We start from the raw sequence: 17245 nt of genomic DNA on the forward strand, positions 1-17245 counted from the left end.
CATCGGATCCGCCCGCCCGGCCGTTCCTCCCGAGCGGAGGCCGGCCGGCCGGCGAGGCCATGCGGCCGGGTGCCGGCATCCGGCGCACGGCGCCGGTTGGCGGCACCCGCTCGCGCTCTTCCTCGCTGGAGCGCTGATGGCGGTCCTGTCGCCGGCGGCCGCCGCACCGCCTCGGGGGGAGGATGGTACGGCGGCCGCGTCCGCTTATGAGGGTGCTGATCGGGCGCGGGTCGCGCTCGACTGGAAAGTCGACGTTCCGATGCGCGACCAGGTGGCGCTCGCGGCAACGCTCTATCGGCCCAAGGCCGGCGCTGCCGATGGCTGCATCGTCGCGATCACGCCCTATACCCGCGACAAGCTGACCCGGTTTGGCCAATGGTTCGCGGCCAAAGGCTGGGCGTTTCTGGCCGTCGACGCTCGCGGCCGGGGAGACTCGCAAGGGCAGTTCCGGCCGTTCCTCCAGGAAGCCCGTGACGGATATGACGTCGTGGAATGGATGGGCGCGCGCGCGGAATGCGCGCGCGGCGTCGTCATGTGGGGCAATTCCTATCTCGGCTACGCCCAATGGGCCGCCGCCCGGGAGCGGCCGCCGCACCTCAAGGCGATCGCGCCGGCCGCCGCGCCGATGATGGGCTACGACTTCATCATGCGCGGCGGCGTGCGCACGCCCTATCTCATGCGCTGGCTCGTCAATACGGCCGGCCACGCCTCGCAAGCCAATCTCTTCGGCGACCTCGATTTCTGGGCGCGGCACTATCGGGACTATTTCATCTCCGGCATGCGGTTCGAGGATTTCGACCAGGCCGTGGGCCTGCCGTCCCCGACCTTTCGCGAATGGATTTCCCATCCCTCGCTCGACGCTTATTGGGACGCCTACAGCCCGACTGCCGACCAATATCGGCGGATCGATATACCGGCTCTCACCATCACCGGCATGTATGACGACTGCCAGACCGGTGCGCTGCGTTATTATCGCGAGCACGAGCGATTGGGCAGTGCTGTCGGACGCGCCGGCCAGTTCCTCGTCATCGGTCCCTGGGATCACCGCGGGACATCGGTTCCTCATCTCGATATCGGCGGGGTTGCCGCCGGTCCCCGGGCAATGCTCGCGCTCGATCAGCTCCATCTCGACTGGTACCGCTGGGCGCTGGGAGAGGGGCCAAGACCCGCCTTTCTCGAACGCCGCGTCGCTTATTACGTTCTGGGCGCCGACCAATGGCGTTATGCCGATACGCTCGATGCCGTAACCGCAGCCAATGTGCCTCTTTTTCTCGGTTCCACGGCAAACGCGACGGCGATCGACGGAAGCGGTACGCTTGGCGCCGCTGCGGCAAATGGCCCCCCCGATCATTATCGCTACGATCCCAACGACCCGAACGGCCCGGAAATCGATGCCGAGTTCAAGGCGGATGGCGGATCCTTTGTCGACGAGCCCCTGCCGATCGCCCTCCAGGGACGCGAGCTCGTCTATCAGACCCGCGCCTTTGCCGCCGATGTCGACCTTGCCGGCTTCTTCCGGCTGAAGGCCTGGTTGCAGATCGATCGACCGGATACCGACATCTATGTCTCGGTCTATGACGTCTCGCCCGAGGGCAGGACGGTCCGCCTCAGCAACGACCTGGTTCGCGCGCGATATCGCCAAAGCCTGCGCACGCCGACGCTCCTGCGGCCGGACGAAATCGCGCTGTTCGACTTCAACCGCTTCACCTTTGCCGCCGCGCGCATCGCCAAAGGCCATCGCCTGCGCCTCGTGATCGCCCCCATGGGCCGGTACGACGGCAATACCGGCATCACTTTCGCGGAGAAGAATTACGGGTCGGGCGGCGATGTCGCGCGCGAAAGCGCGTCCGACGGCCGTCCTGTAACCGTGAAGCTCTATCATGACCGGCAGCGGCCGTCCTTCCTGTCGCTCCCCGTCAATCGCGATGCCGACCGCGCCGCTTTGGCAGCGGAGGGCCGCTAGATGTCTCTTCGGGGCAAGAAGCCGGCTATCCTGGCGATCCTGTGCATCGCCTATTTCCTGTCCTATATGGACCGTATGGTGATGGCGACTGCCATCCCCGGGATCGCTGCGGATTTCGGGCTGACGCCGGTTGCGATGGGCGGCGTCCTCAGCGCCTTCTTCCTCGGTTATGCGGCGATGCAGATCCCGGGCGGGATGCTCGCAGACCGGTTCGGCCCGCGGGTCACCATCTTCGGCGCAATTCTGTGGTGGTCGCTGATGACGCTCGCGACCGGCCTCGCCGGTTCGCTTGCCGCGATGCTCGTCATCCGTTGCCTGTTCGGCCTGGGCGAGGGGCCCTTTCCACCCGCCGCGTCCAAGACCCTTTCGAGCTGGTTCGACCCGGGTGAGGTAGGCCGCGCCAACGGATTGCAGATGGCCGCCTCCGCCGCCGGCGCGGCCGTCGCCCCCGTGCTGGTGAGTTCGCTGACGGGTGCCATCGGCTGGCGCGCGGTCTTCTTCCTCCTGTTCGTCCCGGGCCTCGCAGTCGCGTTGTGCGCCTGGCTCGTGCTGCCGGCCGCCCGGCCCACCACGAGCGCGCCGGCCAGGCGGCGCGAGCGCCTGGCACTCCCTGCGCCCCTCGAAGCATCGCTTCGCAACAAGAACGTCGTGCGCTGCGCCCTGGGCTTCCTCCTCGTCAACATGGCCAATTGGGGCTTGCTCAGCTGGCTCCCGACCTATCTGCTCTCCGCGCGCCATTTACCGGTCTCGCTGATGGCCCTGTTCTCCGGCATCAGCGCGCTGGCCTTCGCGGCCGGCCTGGCAGGCGGCGGCGTGATCTGCGATCGCTATTTCAAGCATCGCCTCAAACGTCAGATCATCGTTGCCGTCGCCTGTTGCAGCCTGCTCACCGCGTTGGCCGCCTATGTCTCGGCTAACGCGCTTGCCGTGACACTCGTGACCGGAGCCTTCTTCTTCATGGGGGTGGGGAACGCGGCCATTTTCTGCGTGCCGCTCGCCGTCATGCCACCTTCGTCGACCGGTACCGCGTTCGGCGTTATCAACACCGCCGGACAGATATCCGGCGTGGTATCGCCATTGCTCCTGGGAGCCGTGGTCCAGAATACCGGGCGGTTCGACCTCGGCCTCTATGTCCTCGTCCTTTTGGCGCTCATCGGCCTCTTACCGATTTCCGCCATGAAACAATCCGCAGACGATGGGAGCGAGCGATGAACGACCCCCGCCCGACCCGCCGCGCGGTACTCGCCGCGGCTGCCGGCCTCGCCGTCGCGAACGCGCCCGCGGCCGACACCGAACTCCAATCGCTCGAGCGACGCGAGGCGCTACAGATCGGCGTGTTCGCGCAAAGGCTCGGCGGGCGCACGATCTGGAGCCATCGCGCCGACCAACGCTTCCTGATGTGCTCGACCTTCAAGATATTCCTCGTCGCCGCGGTCCTTCGCGAGGCGGACCGCGTGCCGGGGCTTCTCGCACGCGACGTGCCGCTGGTCCCGGCCAAGCTCCTTGCGAACTCACCCGTCACCGGGCGCCAGCCGCTCCCCGCCTCGCTGAGCGTCGAGCAATTATGCGCCGCCGCCATCGAATATAGCGACAATAGCGCCGCCAATTGCCTTCTGGATATCGTCGGAGGACCGCCGTCCGTGACCCGGATGTTCCGTCTCCTCGGCGACCCTGTGTCGCGGCTCGATCGCATCGAGCCCGATCTCAATACCGGTGCGGTCGGCGACACGCGCGACACCACGACGCCGAGAGCGATCGCCGGCGCCCTTTCGCGGCTGATCGAGGGATCGGTACTTGGCGAGGCCGCGCGCCGGCGCCTGCTCGGCTGGATGGCGAACGAGCATAATGGCGTGCGCCGCATCCGTGCCGGCATGCCCGCCGGCTGGCAGGTCGCCGACAAGCCGGGCACCAACAATAGCGGCAGCGTGAACGATATCGCGATCCTGCAATCGCCCTCGGGCCAGCGGTTCCTGCTCGCCATCTATGTCCGCTCGCCGGTGGCCGACGTCGCAAGGCTGGAACGCATCATCGCCGGGCTGGCGGCGTCGTTCGCGCAGCGGGCGATTCCCTTAGCCTAATTCCCGACACGTCCTGACAGGATCCAGCATGAAGATCTTCACCGGTGGGATCGTTACCGAAACCAACACTTTTTCCGTCATCCCGACGTCGCTTGACGACTTCGTCTTCGCCGCGGGCGCCGGCGCGCACCATCCCTTCGCCGAACTGCTGGCGATCTGGCGCCGGCAGGCGGCCGCCATCGGTGCCGAGCTGGTGGAAGGCATGATGGCCTGGGCCCAGCCCTCCGGCCTGACCACGGCGGCGGCCTACGAGCGCTTGAGCGACCAATTGCTCGACGACGTCGCGCGCGCGATGCCGGTCGACATCGTGCTGCTCAAGCTGCACGGCGCCATGGTCGCGGCGGACTGCGAGGATTGCGAGGAGGATATCGTCACCCGCATCCGCGCGCTGGTCGGTCCCGGCACGATCATCGCCGCCGAGCTCGACCTCCATTGCAATCTGAGCGACGCACTGGTCGACCAGGCGGATATCCTTGTCGCCTACAAGGAATATCCCCATGTCGACATCAACGCGCGGGGGAGCGAGCTGTTCGATCTCGCGGTCGCCGCCTGCCGCGGCGAGATACGGCCGAGCATGGCCTTGTTCGATTGCCGGATGATGGGCCTTTATCCGACCTCGGTTGAGCCGCTGCGCGGCTTTGTCGATGCCATGCAAGCGGCCGAAGGGACCGACGATATCCTTTCGCTGTCGTTCGGGCACGGCTTCCAGTTCGCCGACATTCCGCATGCCGGCGCCAAGATGCTCGCCCTGGTCGACGGAGACCGGACGCGCGCCGCCGTCGTTGCTGAACGGTTCGGCCGCCAGGTTTATGCCCTGCGCCACGACATTGCCTTCGGCGCCAAGTCGCGGCCGATCGACGAGGCGTTGTCGCGCGCGATGGCGGCGGCGAGCGGGCCGGTCGTCGTGGCCGATCAGTCGGACAACCCCGGTACCGGGGCGCCGGGCGATTCGACCGCGGCGCTGCGATGGCTGATCGACGCCGGCGCTCAGGACGCCGCCCTTGCGGTCCTGCACGACCCCGAAGCGGTCAAGCTTGCGCGCAAGGCGGGGGTCGGAAGTTCGCTGCGCGTGCGGCTTGGCGGCAAGCTGTCGCCGGCATCGGGCATGCCGCTCGACCTAGAGGTAGAGGTGAGGGGCCTCCTCTATAATTATGTCATGCCGTTCAACCAGGGAAGCGGAGGCGCGGGTGGCTATCCGGTCGGTGACACGGCATGGCTGCATTGCCGCGGGATCGACATCATCCTGGGCAGCATCCGGTGCCAATGTTTCGGTCCGGAAGTGTTTCGCGCATTCGGCATCGAGCCTGCGTCGCGCCAGTTGCTGGTGGTCAAGTCCACGCAGCATTTTTTCGACGCCTTCTCGCCTCTTGCCGCCGAGATCATCTATATGGCGGCCCCAGGCGCCGCGCCGCCCGACCCGCGTCTCACCCAATATCGCCGGCGCGATACGAGCGGTCTCTATCCATGGGTCGAGGATCCGCTCGCTGCCTAGCCCGTCCGCCCGCGGCCGCGCTGCCGGCGACGCCGCGAGGACGGTGATGCCGGGCCGGCACGCTTTTCTCCGATTGCGGCCGGACACGATATCGCTCACGCCAGGGAGTGTGGCGCGGCATTGACCTGAACGGGAGGGACGCACGATGTTCACCAGCGGCCTGAAGGCCTTCGATGCGGCGGTTCGGACGGGCTCGATCCGCAAGGCGAGCGATTCGCTGGGCGTCGCTCCCTCGTCGGTCAGCCGGCATGTCGCCTTGCTCGAGCGCGAAATCGGAACCGCGCTGTTCGATCGCAAGGCAAGGGGCGTGAAACTGACCTTCGCCGGCGAACTTGTCGCCGATTATGCGCGCTCGGTCCTTATCGGCTACGATACGTTGCGCTCGGATCTGAACGACCTTCGGGGAACGCGGCGGCGGCTGATCCGCGTCGCGATGATCGAGAGTATCGCAACGACCGGCCCGATGGATGCGGTCAAGCAGTTCAACCAGAAATATCCCGAAGTCTCTTTCGAGCTCAAATTGCTGCCCGCCTTGCGCGTGGTCGAAGCCGTACGGGACGATGAATGCGATATCGGCCTCACCTTCGGCGCCGAGCCCGATCATCATATCCTGACGCTGGCCCGCTTCCACGAGCCCATCGTCGTGCTCGCGCCGCTCGACCACCCGCTCGCCGGACGGGAGCGCGTGCAGCTTGCCGAAGTCGCCGAATTCCCGCTCGCCTTGCCTGATGAAAGCTTCGGTGTCCGCCGGATCGTCGAACGCGCGAGCGCGCGAAGCGCCGTGCCGCTTGCGCCGACCCTGTCGACCAATGTCTTTGAACTGCTGCGCGAGTTCGTCCGGTGCGGCATCGGTCTCGCCTTGCTTCCGCAGCGCGCCTGCCGGCTGGCGACCCAGCCGGGCCTGTGCAGCATCGCTCTCGCCGATCGCGCCTTCACCGACGTGACGATCGATCTGATCGTTCTGCGCAAGCGCAAGCTCCCCCGCGTGGTCAAGGCCTTTGTCGACTTGCTATCGCGTGAGATCGAGACGGCCGCGTCATAGCCCGTCAACGGAACGCGACCGGCTCGCAAAGATCGTGCAGGGCGCCGATCACGCTCAACGCCGTGATCCGCGACGATTTGGGATTGGCGGCGAAGCCCGCGCCGACCAGACGGACATCGAGCTCGCCTGAATCGGCCGTCGCGTGAAGATGGCCGATATTGTCGGTGATGGTCGGGTCGGCGACGAGTTCGACCTCGGTCCGCTCGAACCCGATGCCGGCGATTGCTACCGCCGCCGCCAAATTGGCATTCTTGGGAAACAAGCGGCAGACTTGGGCGGCGCTTCCGCGAAAAACGACCACCGGCTCGCCTTGCTCGGCCGCGGGGAGGAGCGCTTCGGCCGGGGTCCCGCGCCACGCGGAGAATGGCTTGGTCGAAATATAGCGCACCGACTGTATCTCGCCCGCGCGCATGCTCACCAGACCGTCGAACCCGGCAAGCGCGCCGGCCAGGACGACGATGCGGCTGCCATGAGCGGCAGCTGTCGCGGCGAGCGTCGAGCGCAGGCCTGGATCAGCCAGCGCCCCGACCGAAAGGATGTGAAAGTCGCGCCCCTGGGCGAGCACCTTCTCTCCCAGGGCGGCGACCGCCCCATGGCCGGCCGCCTCGACGACGATATCGGCGTCCTTCGCCAGAAAGGCATCCGGCTCGTCGGTGACGAACGTCTCTTTGGGCGCGCGGGCCCGCGCTTCGGCAAGCTGATAGGGTCTGACCAGCAAGGCCCCCAAATGCGAGCGGTTGGAGAGCGTCGGCCAGAGGTCGACGACCGAGGCGCCGATCGCGCCGAACCCGATGAGAGCGATGTTGCGCATAGCGTTCCAAAAAAGGCACCCGAGCAAGGGACTTGCCCTTGATCTGCCGAATTCCTGCAGCTGCCGCGATGCCGATTTGGTGATGGAGGGGTTGCGTCAAACACAACGCTCAGGCGTGGTCGAAGGCTGTTTGCGCTATTGCCGGATCGAGGCCAGGGGAAAGCAGCAGCAATTGAAGCAACAGGCGGCTCTTCTGCGGATTGAGATCGCCCGCCGCGACAAATCCCGCTTCGTTGTCGTCGATCTCGACATTGCGGTCGACCGCTCCCTGATGAACCCTTGTCGACCGCACCACGATGCAGCCTGCTTTTGCCGCGAGGCGCAGCACGCTCATTACCGCGTCGGGGGCATTGCCGTTCCCGACGCCGGCCAGGACGATGCCGGCAGCACCAGCGATATCGCGCTCGACCGCAACCGGATCCATGTCGGCATGCGCATAGACGATCGGCACGGGCGGCAGCGGGCCGGCCGGCGGCAGCGCATGGCGCCGGCCGGCAGGGGCCAGCGGGCTCGTGAAGAATCTTACGCCGCCCGCATCGACGATACCGGCCTGCCCGCCCGGAAAGGACGAGAGCCCGTCCACGCCGCTGGTTCTGGCCTTGCGAACCGCGCTTGCCATATGGATCGCGCCGTTCATGACCACCAGCACGCCGCGCGATCGCGACTTGGGGTCGAGCCCGACTCGCACGGCATCGATCAGGTTGCCCGGCCCGTCGGCGCTCGGCGCGTCACTGGGACGCATGGCGCCGACCAGGATGACCGGCTTGGCCGGCTCCAGGACCAGGTCGAGCAGGAACGCGGTCTCCTCGATCGTGTCGGTCCCGTGCGTCACCAGGATGGCCGTGATCGCTGGGTCGGCGAACCCTGCTTCGATGCGCGCCACGAGCTTGCGCCAAACCGCCAAGCCCATGTCCTGCGATCCGAGCGAGGAAATCTGCTCGCCTCGATAGGAGGCGAGGTCGGCCAATATCGGCACAGCCGAGACGAGCTGTGTGATCGCCACTTCTCCTGCCCGATAGGCTCGGTCCGCCATCGGATGCGTACGGCCGGCGATCGTGCCGCCGGTCGCCAGGATCATAAGGCAAGGCGCCTCCTTGGCGGAAACTACCCCGGCCTTCAGGTTCGCGTCCATCGACGTCAATTGGGGCCTGTTCCAGGTGCGGCGCCAAGGCGCTGCAGAAGGCGCGCGAGAAGATAGATGCGCGGGCCGACCGTATCGAGGTGGAGTGTCTCCTTATCGGAATGGAAATCGTCGCCGATCGGGCCCAGGCCGTCGAGCACCGCGCTGCCCGCCTCGAACGCGACCGCCGATTCGGACGCGCCGCCATTGCCGTCTGCCCCGAGCGTCCTGCCGATCTCGGCATAGGTTGCGATCGCCATCGCCCCGAGCGCATCGCTGCGCGGATTGGGCGGGAGCGGCGGCGCGCCGTTTTCGACCGAGACGGTGATGCTCGTATCCGCGATCCGCGGGCGGGCGGCCGCCGCGCGAACCGCGGCATCGACACGGTCGAAGTCCTTCTTGTCGCGCGCCCGGACATTGAGCTTGGCGAACGCCTGGTCGGGAATGATATTGACCCTGCTTCCCGCCTGCAAAATGGTGAGATTGGCGGTAAGCCCGTCGCCGCTGCGGGGCAGCGTTTCGAGCTGCTGGAGCTGGTTGAGAAGTTCCTCGGCCGCGTTGCGGCCGTCCTGCGGCGCGACGCCGGCATGGGCGGCGCGTCCCTTGACGGTGATGGTGTAGATGCGCGTCCCCTTTCGCCACACGACGACGCTGTCGGGATTTTGACCGGGCTCCATGCTGAGCGTAACCTCATGCTCGCGCGCCAGCCGGGCGATCAATTGCCGTGATCCGATCGAGCCCTTTTCCTCCGAACTGTCGATCAGCAAGGTGATCTGGCCAAAATCGCGAAATCCGGCTTGCCGCAGCACGCCGATCGCAGCGATGGCGGTGACCAATCCTGCCTTTTCGTCGCTGACGCCCGGACCGTAAGCGCGATCGCCCGCAACCCGATAGGGCCGTTTTGCAGCCGTGCCCGGCTCGAAGACCGTGTCCATATGGGCGATGATCAGGATGCGCCCGCGCCCCGACCCGGCAATCCGGGCGACGATATTGTCGGGCAATCCCGCTTGTTCCGCGGGCACGGTGCTGAGCTCCATGCCGAGCGCCTTGAGCTTCGCGGTCACGACGTCGGACGCCTTGCTCCAGCCCTCGAGGTCGCCCGTCCCGGTATCGATGTTGACCAACCGCTCGAGCAAGGCGAGCGCCTCGGGCGTCGCCTTCTCGACGAGTGGGCGAAGCGCCCGGGATTGCGCGCGCTCCGCGGCCGGCGTCGGGCTCGCGATCAACAGGCAGGGGAGCGTCGCGAGAAGAGCGTAGCGCATGGGAACTTCCTTGGGATGCCGCTGGCGGTGGCCGATCCTAGAGCGTCATCGATGGCTGGAAAGGGCGAATCCGGCATCCAAGCGTTGCGCGGGGCGCAACGGGGAGGTCGTGCCTTAGCCATTTGCTGACGCCGTTCCGCCGTCTAGCTATCGTTGCCGTTGCCGCCCTTGGGCCAAAGGATTTCGCATGGCCGTTCCCTTCGATCCTCGTGACACAGTGCGGCTGGGGGCGATGTCCGGGTTTCAGGTCCTCGCCGTTGTGCTGTGCATCCTGATGAACATGATGGACGGCTTCGATATCCTGGCGGCGGGCTTTACAGCACCAGCGATCGCGCGCCACTTCGCGCTGGGATCGGAGGCGGTCGGCCTGTTTCTGGGGGCAAGTCCTGCCGGCATGATCCTGGGCGCCTTGTTCCTCGCACCCCTCGCCGATCGCTGGGGGCGACGCGCGACGGTGCTGGTCTGCCTCGCAACCATCGCTGCCGGCATGGGCGCGACGGCAAGCGCTGCGTCTCTGGCGCCCTTGCTGATCGGCCGCCTGATTACCGGCATCGGGGTCGGGGCGCTGATGGCGGCAGTCAACACCGTGGTCGCGGAATTCTCGAACGAGCAACGCCGGGAAATGGCCGTCTGCCTCCAAGCCGCCGGCTTTCCTGCCGGCGGTGTCGTCGGGGGACTCGCTTTCTATTTCCTCGGCGGCATGGACTGGCGGCTCGTTTATGCGATCGGGGCGCTGATCTCGCTTCTCTTCGTCCCCGCTGTCCTCGTTGCCTTGCCCGATTCGCTCGATTTTCTCATCGAGCGGCGCCCCCCCAACGCGCTCGTTCGCGTCAATGCGCTGCTGCGCCGCATGAACCGGCCGCCCGTGGCGGCGCTGCCCGTGCCCAAGGCGTCGATAGTCGGTGTGGCCGCCGCGCTGCGCAGCCCGGGCGCGCCCGGCATCTGCGCCGGCTTCTTCCTGATGATGCTGACCTTCTATTTCTTGTCGAGCTGGATTCCCACTATCCTGACCGGCGCGGGCCGCTCGATCCACATCGGAGTCTCGGCGTCGATCCTGATGAGTCTCGGCGGCGTCGTCGGCGACATCCTGTTCGCGCTCGGCACGACGCGCTGGAAGGCAAGGGCGCTGGGCGCGGTCTTTTGCCTGCTTACCTTTGCTTGCGCGCTGCTGGTTGCGATGACCCTTCACCTCGACGCGGTTCTGTTGGTTGCGGCGCTTGGTCTCGGCATGTTTCTCTATGGTGCGATGGCGAGCCATTATGCCGTCGTGCCCGCGCTCTTTCCCGCAACGGCACGCGCATCGGGAACCGGCCTGGCGCTCGGGATAGGCCGGATCGGGGCGACGCTCGGGCCCGTCCTTGGCGGCGTGCTGTTCGCGCACGGGGGCGATCCGGTCGTCACCGTCGGCGTAATGGCATTGCCGCTCGTCATCTGCGCGGCGCTGTTGAAGGGCATGGGAAAGCGCGCCGAAGCCGGCATGCGCGGGCGGTGATCGGAGCCATGGCGCCGTCAACCTACCCCCTCAGTCGCACGCCAAACGGGCCTTTCCGGCTCGCGCGGGTACCGGCGATTGGCTTTCGCTTCGCAGGCGATCTCCGTCCTGGCCAGGATCGACAATGAGGATCTTGATCGTCGGCAGCGGCGTCATCGGCGTGACCTCGGCTTATTATCTTGCCGAGCGGGGTCACGAGGTGACCGTCATCGATCGCCAGGCCGGGCCGGGCCTCGAGACCAGCTTCGCCAATGCCGGACAGATATCGCCGGGCTATGCCGCGCCCTGGGCTGGCCCGGGCATTCCCCGGCGAGCGATCCGATGGATGATCGCCAAGCATCCGCCTCTCATCCTGCGCCTGGCTCCCGACCGGGCGCGCTGGGATTGGCTGCGCTCGTTCCTCGGCAATTGCACGGCGGACCGCTACGCAACCAACAAGGAGCGTATGGTGCGGTTGGCGACGTTCAGCCGCGACCGGCTGCGCGATTTGCGCGCCGACACGGGCATTGCCTATGACGAACGCAGTCTTGGCACGCTCCAGCTGTTCCGCACTCAAAGGCAGGTGGATGCCTCGGCAAAGGACGTCGCTGTGCTCGCGAGCGCCGGCGTTCGCTTCGAGGCCTTGACCCCTGCGGCCTGCATCCGTGCTGAGCCCGCTTTGGCGAATATCGAACACAAGATCGCGGGCGGCCTGCGATTGCCCGATGACGAGACCGGCGATTGCTTCAGCTTCGTCAATGCCTTGCAGCGATTGGCCGCAGCCCGTGGCGTCACCTTTCAGTTCGAAACGACGGTAAACCGGGTCGAGCTCGATGGCGGGGCGGTTTCCGCGGTCAATACCAGCCGCGGCACGATGGTCGCTGACCAGTATCTTTTGACCGCGGGCAGCGACAGCACAGCGCTTGCCCGCGGCGTGGGCCTCAGGCTGCCGGTCTATCCGGTAAAGGGCTATTCGCTGACAGTGCCGGTCGGCCGGGCTGAACGGGCGCCCCGTTCGACGGTGATGGATGAGACTTTCAAGGTCGCGATCACGCGGTTGGGCGACCGGATTCGCGTCGGTGGCACCGCCGAGATTGCCGGCCATGACCACAGCCTTCCCGGTCGGCGACGGGCAACGCTCGAACATTGCCTGGATGATCTGTTTCCCGGCGCGGCCGACCCAGGATCGGCCGTCTTCTGGTCCGGGCTGAGGCCGATGACCCCGGACGGGACACCGGTGATCGGCCCGACCTCGATTGCCAATCTCTGGCTGAACACGGGCCATGGCACCCTGGGCTGGACCATGGCGTGCGGGTCAGGCCATGTGATCGCCGACCTGATGAGCGGCACGCGTCCGGCAATCGACGCCGATGACCTGTCGATCGCCCGCTATCGCTGATCCACCAACCGCAAAGGGAAATGTTATGACAATCAGGCGGATACAGCCGGGTGCCCGGATGAGCCAGGCCGTCGTTCATGGCGACACCGTTTATCTGGCAGGTCAGGTCGGTGCGCCTGGCGAGAGCGTCGCTGACCAGACAGCTCAAATCCTGGCGTCGATCGAGGCCTTGCTCCGCGAGGCGGGAAGCGACAAGGCGCACATCCTGTCAGCGACGATCTGGCTGGCCGACATGACCGACTTTGCTGCGATGAATGCCGTCTGGGACGAGTGGGTCGATCGCGACCATCCGCCGGCTCGGGCAACGGGAGAAGCGCGGCTTGCGACGCCCGGCCATAAGGTCGAGATCATCGTCGTGGCGGCATTGGCTCAAGCCTCGTGATCGGCCAGGCGGCCGGTCCGATCGATGAGGGCGCGGCGCCGTTTCCACGATCGCTGCGCGAGGGACGGCAGACGGTCTGGCTGCGGCCCGCAATCTCGCGTTCGAGCGAGGTTCGCGAGATCGTTTCGTCAGCCGAAGTCGAGGCCGCCGTCCAGCGTTTCCGGCGCTTCGAGCCGGTCCTGGCGGGCTTGTTCGGCGAACAAGAGTGGGACGGTCGAGTGCGGTCCGCCCTCATCCCTCTGTCCGCCGATCGGCATTGGGTCAAAGGCGATCATGCCTTGCCGATGACCGGGTCGATCAAGGCGCGGGGCGGCGTCCATGAAGTGCTGCGGCTGGTCGAGGAAAGGGCCCGCGCGCAGGGTCTGCTCGGCGGCGATGATTATCGCTGTCTCCTCGACGCCGGATCGAGGTCGGCCATGGCCGGCCGCAAGGTGGTCGTCGCCAGCACCGGCAATCTTGGCTATAGTGTCGGCCTCGTCGCCCGGGCCTTCGGACTTCGCGCCGAGATTCACATGTCCCGCGATGCCAAGCTCTGGAAGAAGGAGGCCTTGCGCGCGGTCGGCGCGACGGTCGTGGAACATGATTGCGACTATACATCGACCGTTGCCCGTGCGCGTGCCGCGGCCGCGACCGATGATGCGCACTTCATCGATGACGAGCGCAGCCGCGATCTGATGACCGGCTATGCAGCGGCGGGCGTCGAACTCGAGGAGCAATTGCTCGGGGCAGGGCTGGAGATCGGGCCGGCGCGGCCGCTGGTGGTCTACCTTCCCTGCGGCGTCGGCGGCGCCCCGGGCGGCATCACGCTTGGCCTCAAACGCCGCTTCGGGGATAGCGTCATCACCGTCTTTGTCGAACCGGTGGCCTCTGCATGCGTCATGGCCGCGATGATCCAGGGAGGGTGCGAGCCAGTGGATGTCGCCAGCTATGGCGGCAATAACGACACGATTGCCGATGGCCTGGCAGTGGGAAGGGCGTCCGACCTCATGCTTTCGGCCTGCGGGAATCTCGTCGACGCGGTCGTCGCGGTGACCGATCAGGATATGATAATGGCCATGCGCGACGCCTGGCTGACCTACGGCCTGCGCTTCGAGCCTTCGGCTGCGGCGAGCATGGCAGCCCATTCGCCGTTGATGGCAAGCGCCGCACGATCGCACGGTTGGCCCGATCTTGCACACGCCCATCACCTGTTCTGGGCGACGGGGGGATCGCGCTTGCCCGCCGACGAATTTTCAGCCCTTTTAGCCCGTTAAGGCCGGCGCCGGCGCGCTAGGGCCGAGCTCCTCGCGCGAGCAGGCCGGCGAGCACCGGTTGAAGCCCTGCCCAATCCATGACCCCGGCAACGGGCTTGCCGTCGATCAGGAATGTCGGCGTGCCCTTGACGATGGGGCGCGCCCGCGATGTCTCGGCGACGATCCGCCGGATGCCGCGTGGATCGCTGAGGCAAGCAAGCAGCGCCGCGCGATTGAACCCGTCGCGCTGCATCAGGTCGAGATAGCCGAGTTTTTCCGCCAGCTGGAGCGCGACCATGTTGGGCGACGCCTTGCGATCGATCGTGTCGGCGACCTGTTCGGCATTGGCCAAGAGCCGGTCCTGTTCCGCGAACATGCGGTCGAGCACCGGGAAATAACGCTGCGGAGCGACGCAACGGCCAAGGAGGATCGGAGCGAGATCGAGGATTCCCGCCACCGGGAAGTCCCGAAACTCGTAGCTGAGCTCGCCGCTTGCGATATCGCCGGCCCCGAGCATTGGTAACCCTTCGGCGGCGAACCGCGCGCAATGCGAACAGACCCGCGAGCCATATTCGACGAGCTTCACGCGGGCGTTGGGATTGCCCATCCGCATTCCGCCCTCAGGCGTCGGCGCGATCGCCTTGGTCCAGTCGACGGATCTTTCTGGCCGGCCATCCGGGACCGGCACGCCGGCTGTCGCGCTCGCGCCCAGGACAAGCGATGCCGCGGCTGCGATCCACACGATCCTGGTCATTGGAGCACCTCCTCGAACCCTTCGATGCCGGCTCACCGACAAGCCGGGCGGTCACGGCATCGAACGACCGGGAGCCGGCTGCGCCGCATCCGCCGCGTGGTGCGCGGGTCCGTTCCTACCAGATGGTCACCCGGTCGGCGGGTGCGCGGTACATCTTGTCTCCCGGACGAATCCCGAACGCCCCATAAAAGGCGTCCTGGTTGGTGAGCGCACCCGTCACCCTCAGCCGGTCGGGCGCGTGGGTGTCGGTGAGCGCCGCATTGATCTCGGCTGGCGTCCGGACCGGCTCCGACGCCCAAATGCGGGCAAAGCCCAGATAGAAACGCTGCAATCCGCTGAACCCGTCGAGCGCCGGCGGCTGCGCGCCGCCAAGCGCCAGCCGGTAGGCGTCGAGCGCGATTGCCAGCCCGGCCGTATCGGCGATGTTCTCGCCGATCGTGCGCTTGCCGTCGAGCGGATGGCCCGGGGCGACGTCATACCCGCCATATTGGTGCACCAGAGCATCGGCGCGGCGCTCGAATTCGTTGCGGTCCTCCGGCGTCATCCAGTCCACCCGCTTGCCCGATCCGTCATATTGGCTCCCCGCACGATCGAATGCGTGGCTCAGTTCATGGGCGATGAAGAAGCCGAGCGCGCCGCAATTGGCCGCTGGGTCAGCGGCGGGATCGAAATAGGGCGGCTGCAGAAGCGCTGCGGGCAACACCACCTGGTTGCGGCTTACCGAATAATAGCCGTTCACCGATTGTGGCGACATCGTCCATTCCTCGCGGTCGACCGGCCGCGAAAGCTTGGCGATCTCGCCTGCTTGCAGCAATGTGCGGGCCCGCAACCAATTGCCGACGGGATCCCTCGGATCGATCGCGAGCGCGCCATAGTCGCGGCCGTGATCGGGCGCGCCCATCCGGATCACCAGCCGATCGAGCTTGTCGAGCGCCGCTTTCCTGCTTGCCTCGTGCATCCAGGTCGAGGCGGCGATCCGCTTGCGAAAGGCGGTGACGACATTGTCCAGGATCGCCGTCGCGCCGCTCCTGGCGCTCGCCGGGAAATGGCGTGACACATAAAGACGCCCCATCGCGTCGCCCATCGCGTCTTCGATCATCGTCATCGCCCTCAGCCACCGCGGCCGGGCCGCGGTTGCGCCTGCAACCTCGAACGTCCAGAACTGGTCGGCCTCGTCGCGAAAGCCCCGCGGCAGGAAACGGGCGAGGTGATCGAGCAGCCGATAACGCAGATAGGCGCGCCAGACCGGCGCGGGCATTTCGGCAAGCGCCTTGCCGAAGGCCGCGGCATAATCGGGCTCGGCGAGGTTGAAGCGATCCTGCGCGCGCGGCACGCCCATGCCATCGGCGTATAGCGAAAGGTCGAACGGCGAGGTGGCCGAGCGAAGCTCGCGCCGCGTCATGCGATGCGCCGTGGCGCCAGGCACACGCGTCGCGGTGTCGCTCCATTGCGCGCCGGCGAGGCGCGTCTCGAGATCGAGGATGGCGCCGGCCAGCCGGTCGCTCTGCGCCACGCCCGACAGCTCGAGAAGACGGGCGACATGGTGCCGATAGGCCGCGCGCACGGTCGCGATGCGCGCCTCCTGCCCGAGATAATAATCGCGATCGGGTAGCCCCAGATCGGACTGGACGATATCGGCGATGTAACGGCTGGGGTCGCGATCGTCAGGGTGCACCCAGATGCCGACACCGATATCGATTCCTTGTGCGCCGAGGCGCGCGATGGCCCGGACAATATCGTCGGGCGTCGCGACCGCGTCGATCGCGCGCAAGGCAGGCGCAATGGGACGAAGCCCCGCGGCGTCGATGCGGGCGACATCCATGTAAGTGCGATAGAGGTCGGCGAGCTTGCGCTGGTCGCCCGACACAGATGCGGTCCCGGCAATCGCGCGTATGTCCTTGTCGAGTCCCTCATAGACACGCAGCTGGAGATCGCGGCTGGCGCTCCAGCCCGCAAAATAAGCCGGGGCGTCGACATGGGCGATCCAGCCGCCGACCGCATAGCCGTAGAAATCGTCCTGTGGACGAACGGCCGGGTCGAGTGCGGCAGGATCGATTCCTGATTTAGGCCTTCCGGCAGCTTCTGCCGATCGCGATGGGGCTGGAAAAGCTGGCGCCGCCAGACTGGCCATGATCAGACCGGCCGCCGCCACGATCAACCCCACCCGCCTCGCCATTCCGCCGTCTCCCGAAAATAATGTCAATATTTACGTAAATAGTGACGTATATTGCAACCCGGC

Annotated in this window: 14 protein-coding genes; 9 read left to right on the forward strand and 5 right to left on the reverse strand. The window is 66.6% G+C overall.

All coding sequences use genetic code 11. From position 1 onward, the window contains the following. The first annotated feature begins 136 nt into the window (after nt 1–136). The 5 genes from Q0L25_RS14940 (at nt 137) to Q0L25_RS14960 (ending at nt 6575) form a co-directional block, all read left to right on the forward strand. The gene (locus tag Q0L25_RS14940; protein ID WP_296615581.1) at nt 137–1963 is read left to right on the forward strand and encodes a CocE/NonD family hydrolase; all 1827 of its coding nucleotides are present in this window, start codon (nt 137–139) and stop codon (nt 1961–1963) included. Next, complete coding sequence (locus Q0L25_RS14945) at nt 1964–3175, forward strand: MFS transporter (protein WP_296615583.1); 1212 nt, start codon at nt 1964–1966, stop codon at nt 3173–3175. Then, nucleotides 3172–4041: a class A beta-lactamase gene (gene bla, locus Q0L25_RS14950; RefSeq protein ID WP_296615585.1), complete on the forward strand. Its 870-nt coding sequence runs from the start codon at nt 3172–3174 to the stop codon at nt 4039–4041. The genes Q0L25_RS14945 and bla overlap by 4 nt, the downstream gene beginning before the upstream one ends. 28 nt (nt 4042–4069) lie before the next feature. Further along, the gene (locus tag Q0L25_RS14955; protein WP_296615587.1) at nt 4070–5533 is read left to right on the forward strand and encodes a M81 family metallopeptidase; all 1464 of its coding nucleotides are present in this window, start codon (nt 4070–4072) and stop codon (nt 5531–5533) included. 145 nt (nt 5534–5678) lie between these two features. Beyond that, complete coding sequence (locus tag Q0L25_RS14960) at nt 5679–6575, forward strand: LysR family transcriptional regulator (RefSeq protein ID WP_296615588.1); 897 nt, start codon at nt 5679–5681, stop codon at nt 6573–6575. 4 nt (nt 6576–6579) lie between these two features. Here Q0L25_RS14960 and Q0L25_RS14965 read toward each other — a convergent pair whose 3' ends face one another. The 3 genes from Q0L25_RS14965 to Q0L25_RS14975 all read right to left on the reverse strand — a co-directional run bounded on the left by Q0L25_RS14965 (nt 6580) and on the right by Q0L25_RS14975 (nt 9768). After that, the gene (locus Q0L25_RS14965) at nt 6580–7386 is read right to left on the reverse strand and encodes an aspartate dehydrogenase (RefSeq protein ID WP_296615590.1); all 807 of its coding nucleotides are present in this window, start codon (nt 7384–7386) and stop codon (nt 6580–6582) included. Between the two features lie 109 nt (nt 7387–7495). Then, the gene (locus Q0L25_RS14970; RefSeq protein WP_296615591.1) at nt 7496–8518 is read right to left on the reverse strand and encodes an asparaginase; all 1023 of its coding nucleotides are present in this window, start codon (nt 8516–8518) and stop codon (nt 7496–7498) included. Between the two features lie 5 nt (nt 8519–8523). Next, nucleotides 8524–9768, reverse strand: coding sequence for a glutamate carboxypeptidase (locus tag Q0L25_RS14975; RefSeq protein WP_296615593.1), 1245 nt, complete (start codon nt 9766–9768; stop codon nt 8524–8526). A gap of 187 nt (nt 9769–9955) precedes the next feature. On the opposite strand from Q0L25_RS14975, the gene Q0L25_RS14980 reads away from it, so the two are divergent. The 4 genes from Q0L25_RS14980 to Q0L25_RS14995 all read left to right on the forward strand — a co-directional run bounded on the left by Q0L25_RS14980 (nt 9956) and on the right by Q0L25_RS14995 (nt 14273). After that, nucleotides 9956–11260, forward strand: coding sequence for an MFS transporter (locus tag Q0L25_RS14980; protein WP_296615596.1), 1305 nt, complete (start codon nt 9956–9958; stop codon nt 11258–11260). A 124-nt stretch (nt 11261–11384) separates the two neighbouring features. Further along, complete coding sequence (locus Q0L25_RS14985; RefSeq protein ID WP_296615598.1) at nt 11385–12638, forward strand: D-amino acid dehydrogenase; 1254 nt, start codon at nt 11385–11387, stop codon at nt 12636–12638. 25 nt (nt 12639–12663) lie between these two features. Beyond that, nucleotides 12664–13020 (forward strand): RidA family protein, encoded by a 357-nt coding sequence (locus Q0L25_RS14990; RefSeq protein ID WP_296615600.1) that lies wholly within the window; start codon nt 12664–12666, stop codon nt 13018–13020. Then, a complete protein-coding gene (locus Q0L25_RS14995; protein ID WP_296615602.1) occupies nt 13017–14273 on the forward strand; it encodes a D-serine ammonia-lyase in 1257 nt (418 codons plus the stop codon). The genes Q0L25_RS14990 and Q0L25_RS14995 overlap by 4 nt, the downstream gene beginning before the upstream one ends. A 16-nt stretch (nt 14274–14289) precedes the next feature. Here Q0L25_RS14995 and Q0L25_RS15000 read toward each other — a convergent pair whose 3' ends face one another. Both Q0L25_RS15000 and Q0L25_RS15005 read right to left on the reverse strand, forming a co-directional pair. Further along, the gene (locus tag Q0L25_RS15000; protein ID WP_296615604.1) at nt 14290–15006 is read right to left on the reverse strand and encodes a thioredoxin domain-containing protein; all 717 of its coding nucleotides are present in this window, start codon (nt 15004–15006) and stop codon (nt 14290–14292) included. Nucleotides 15007–15121: 115 nt separating this feature from the next. Continuing rightward, nucleotides 15122–17182: a M13 family metallopeptidase gene (locus Q0L25_RS15005; protein ID WP_296615606.1), complete on the reverse strand. Its 2061-nt coding sequence runs from the start codon at nt 17180–17182 to the stop codon at nt 15122–15124. Between the last annotated feature and the right edge of the window lie 63 nt (nt 17183–17245).

This window comes from Sphingomonas sp., assembly GCF_024508665.1.
GTDB lineage: Bacteria > Pseudomonadota > Alphaproteobacteria > Sphingomonadales > Sphingomonadaceae > Sphingomonas.

Coding starts and splice junctions, on each gene's coding strand:
- Q0L25_RS14940 (WP_296615581.1), top strand. CDS start 137: ATGGCGGTCCTGTCGCCGGCGGCCGCCGCACCGCCTCGGGGGGAGGAT.
- Q0L25_RS14945 (WP_296615583.1), top strand. CDS start 1,964: ATGTCTCTTCGGGGCAAGAAGCCGGCTATCCTGGCGATCCTGTGCATC.
- bla (WP_296615585.1), top strand. CDS start 3,172: ATGAACGACCCCCGCCCGACCCGCCGCGCGGTACTCGCCGCGGCTGCC.
- Q0L25_RS14955 (WP_296615587.1), top strand. CDS start 4,070: ATGAAGATCTTCACCGGTGGGATCGTTACCGAAACCAACACTTTTTCC.
- Q0L25_RS14960 (WP_296615588.1), top strand. CDS start 5,679: ATGTTCACCAGCGGCCTGAAGGCCTTCGATGCGGCGGTTCGGACGGGC.
- Q0L25_RS14965 (WP_296615590.1), bottom strand. CDS start 7,386: ATGCGCAACATCGCTCTCATCGGGTTCGGCGCGATCGGCGCCTCGGTC.
- Q0L25_RS14970 (WP_296615591.1), bottom strand. CDS start 8,518: ATGGACGCGAACCTGAAGGCCGGGGTAGTTTCCGCCAAGGAGGCGCCT.
- Q0L25_RS14975 (WP_296615593.1), bottom strand. CDS start 9,768: ATGCGCTACGCTCTTCTCGCGACGCTCCCCTGCCTGTTGATCGCGAGC.
- Q0L25_RS14980 (WP_296615596.1), top strand. CDS start 9,956: ATGGCCGTTCCCTTCGATCCTCGTGACACAGTGCGGCTGGGGGCGATG.
- Q0L25_RS14985 (WP_296615598.1), top strand. CDS start 11,385: ATGAGGATCTTGATCGTCGGCAGCGGCGTCATCGGCGTGACCTCGGCT.
- Q0L25_RS14990 (WP_296615600.1), top strand. CDS start 12,664: ATGACAATCAGGCGGATACAGCCGGGTGCCCGGATGAGCCAGGCCGTC.
- Q0L25_RS15000 (WP_296615604.1), bottom strand. CDS start 15,006: ATGACCAGGATCGTGTGGATCGCAGCCGCGGCATCGCTTGTCCTGGGC.
- Q0L25_RS15005 (WP_296615606.1), bottom strand. CDS start 17,182: ATGGCGAGGCGGGTGGGGTTGATCGTGGCGGCGGCCGGTCTGATCATG.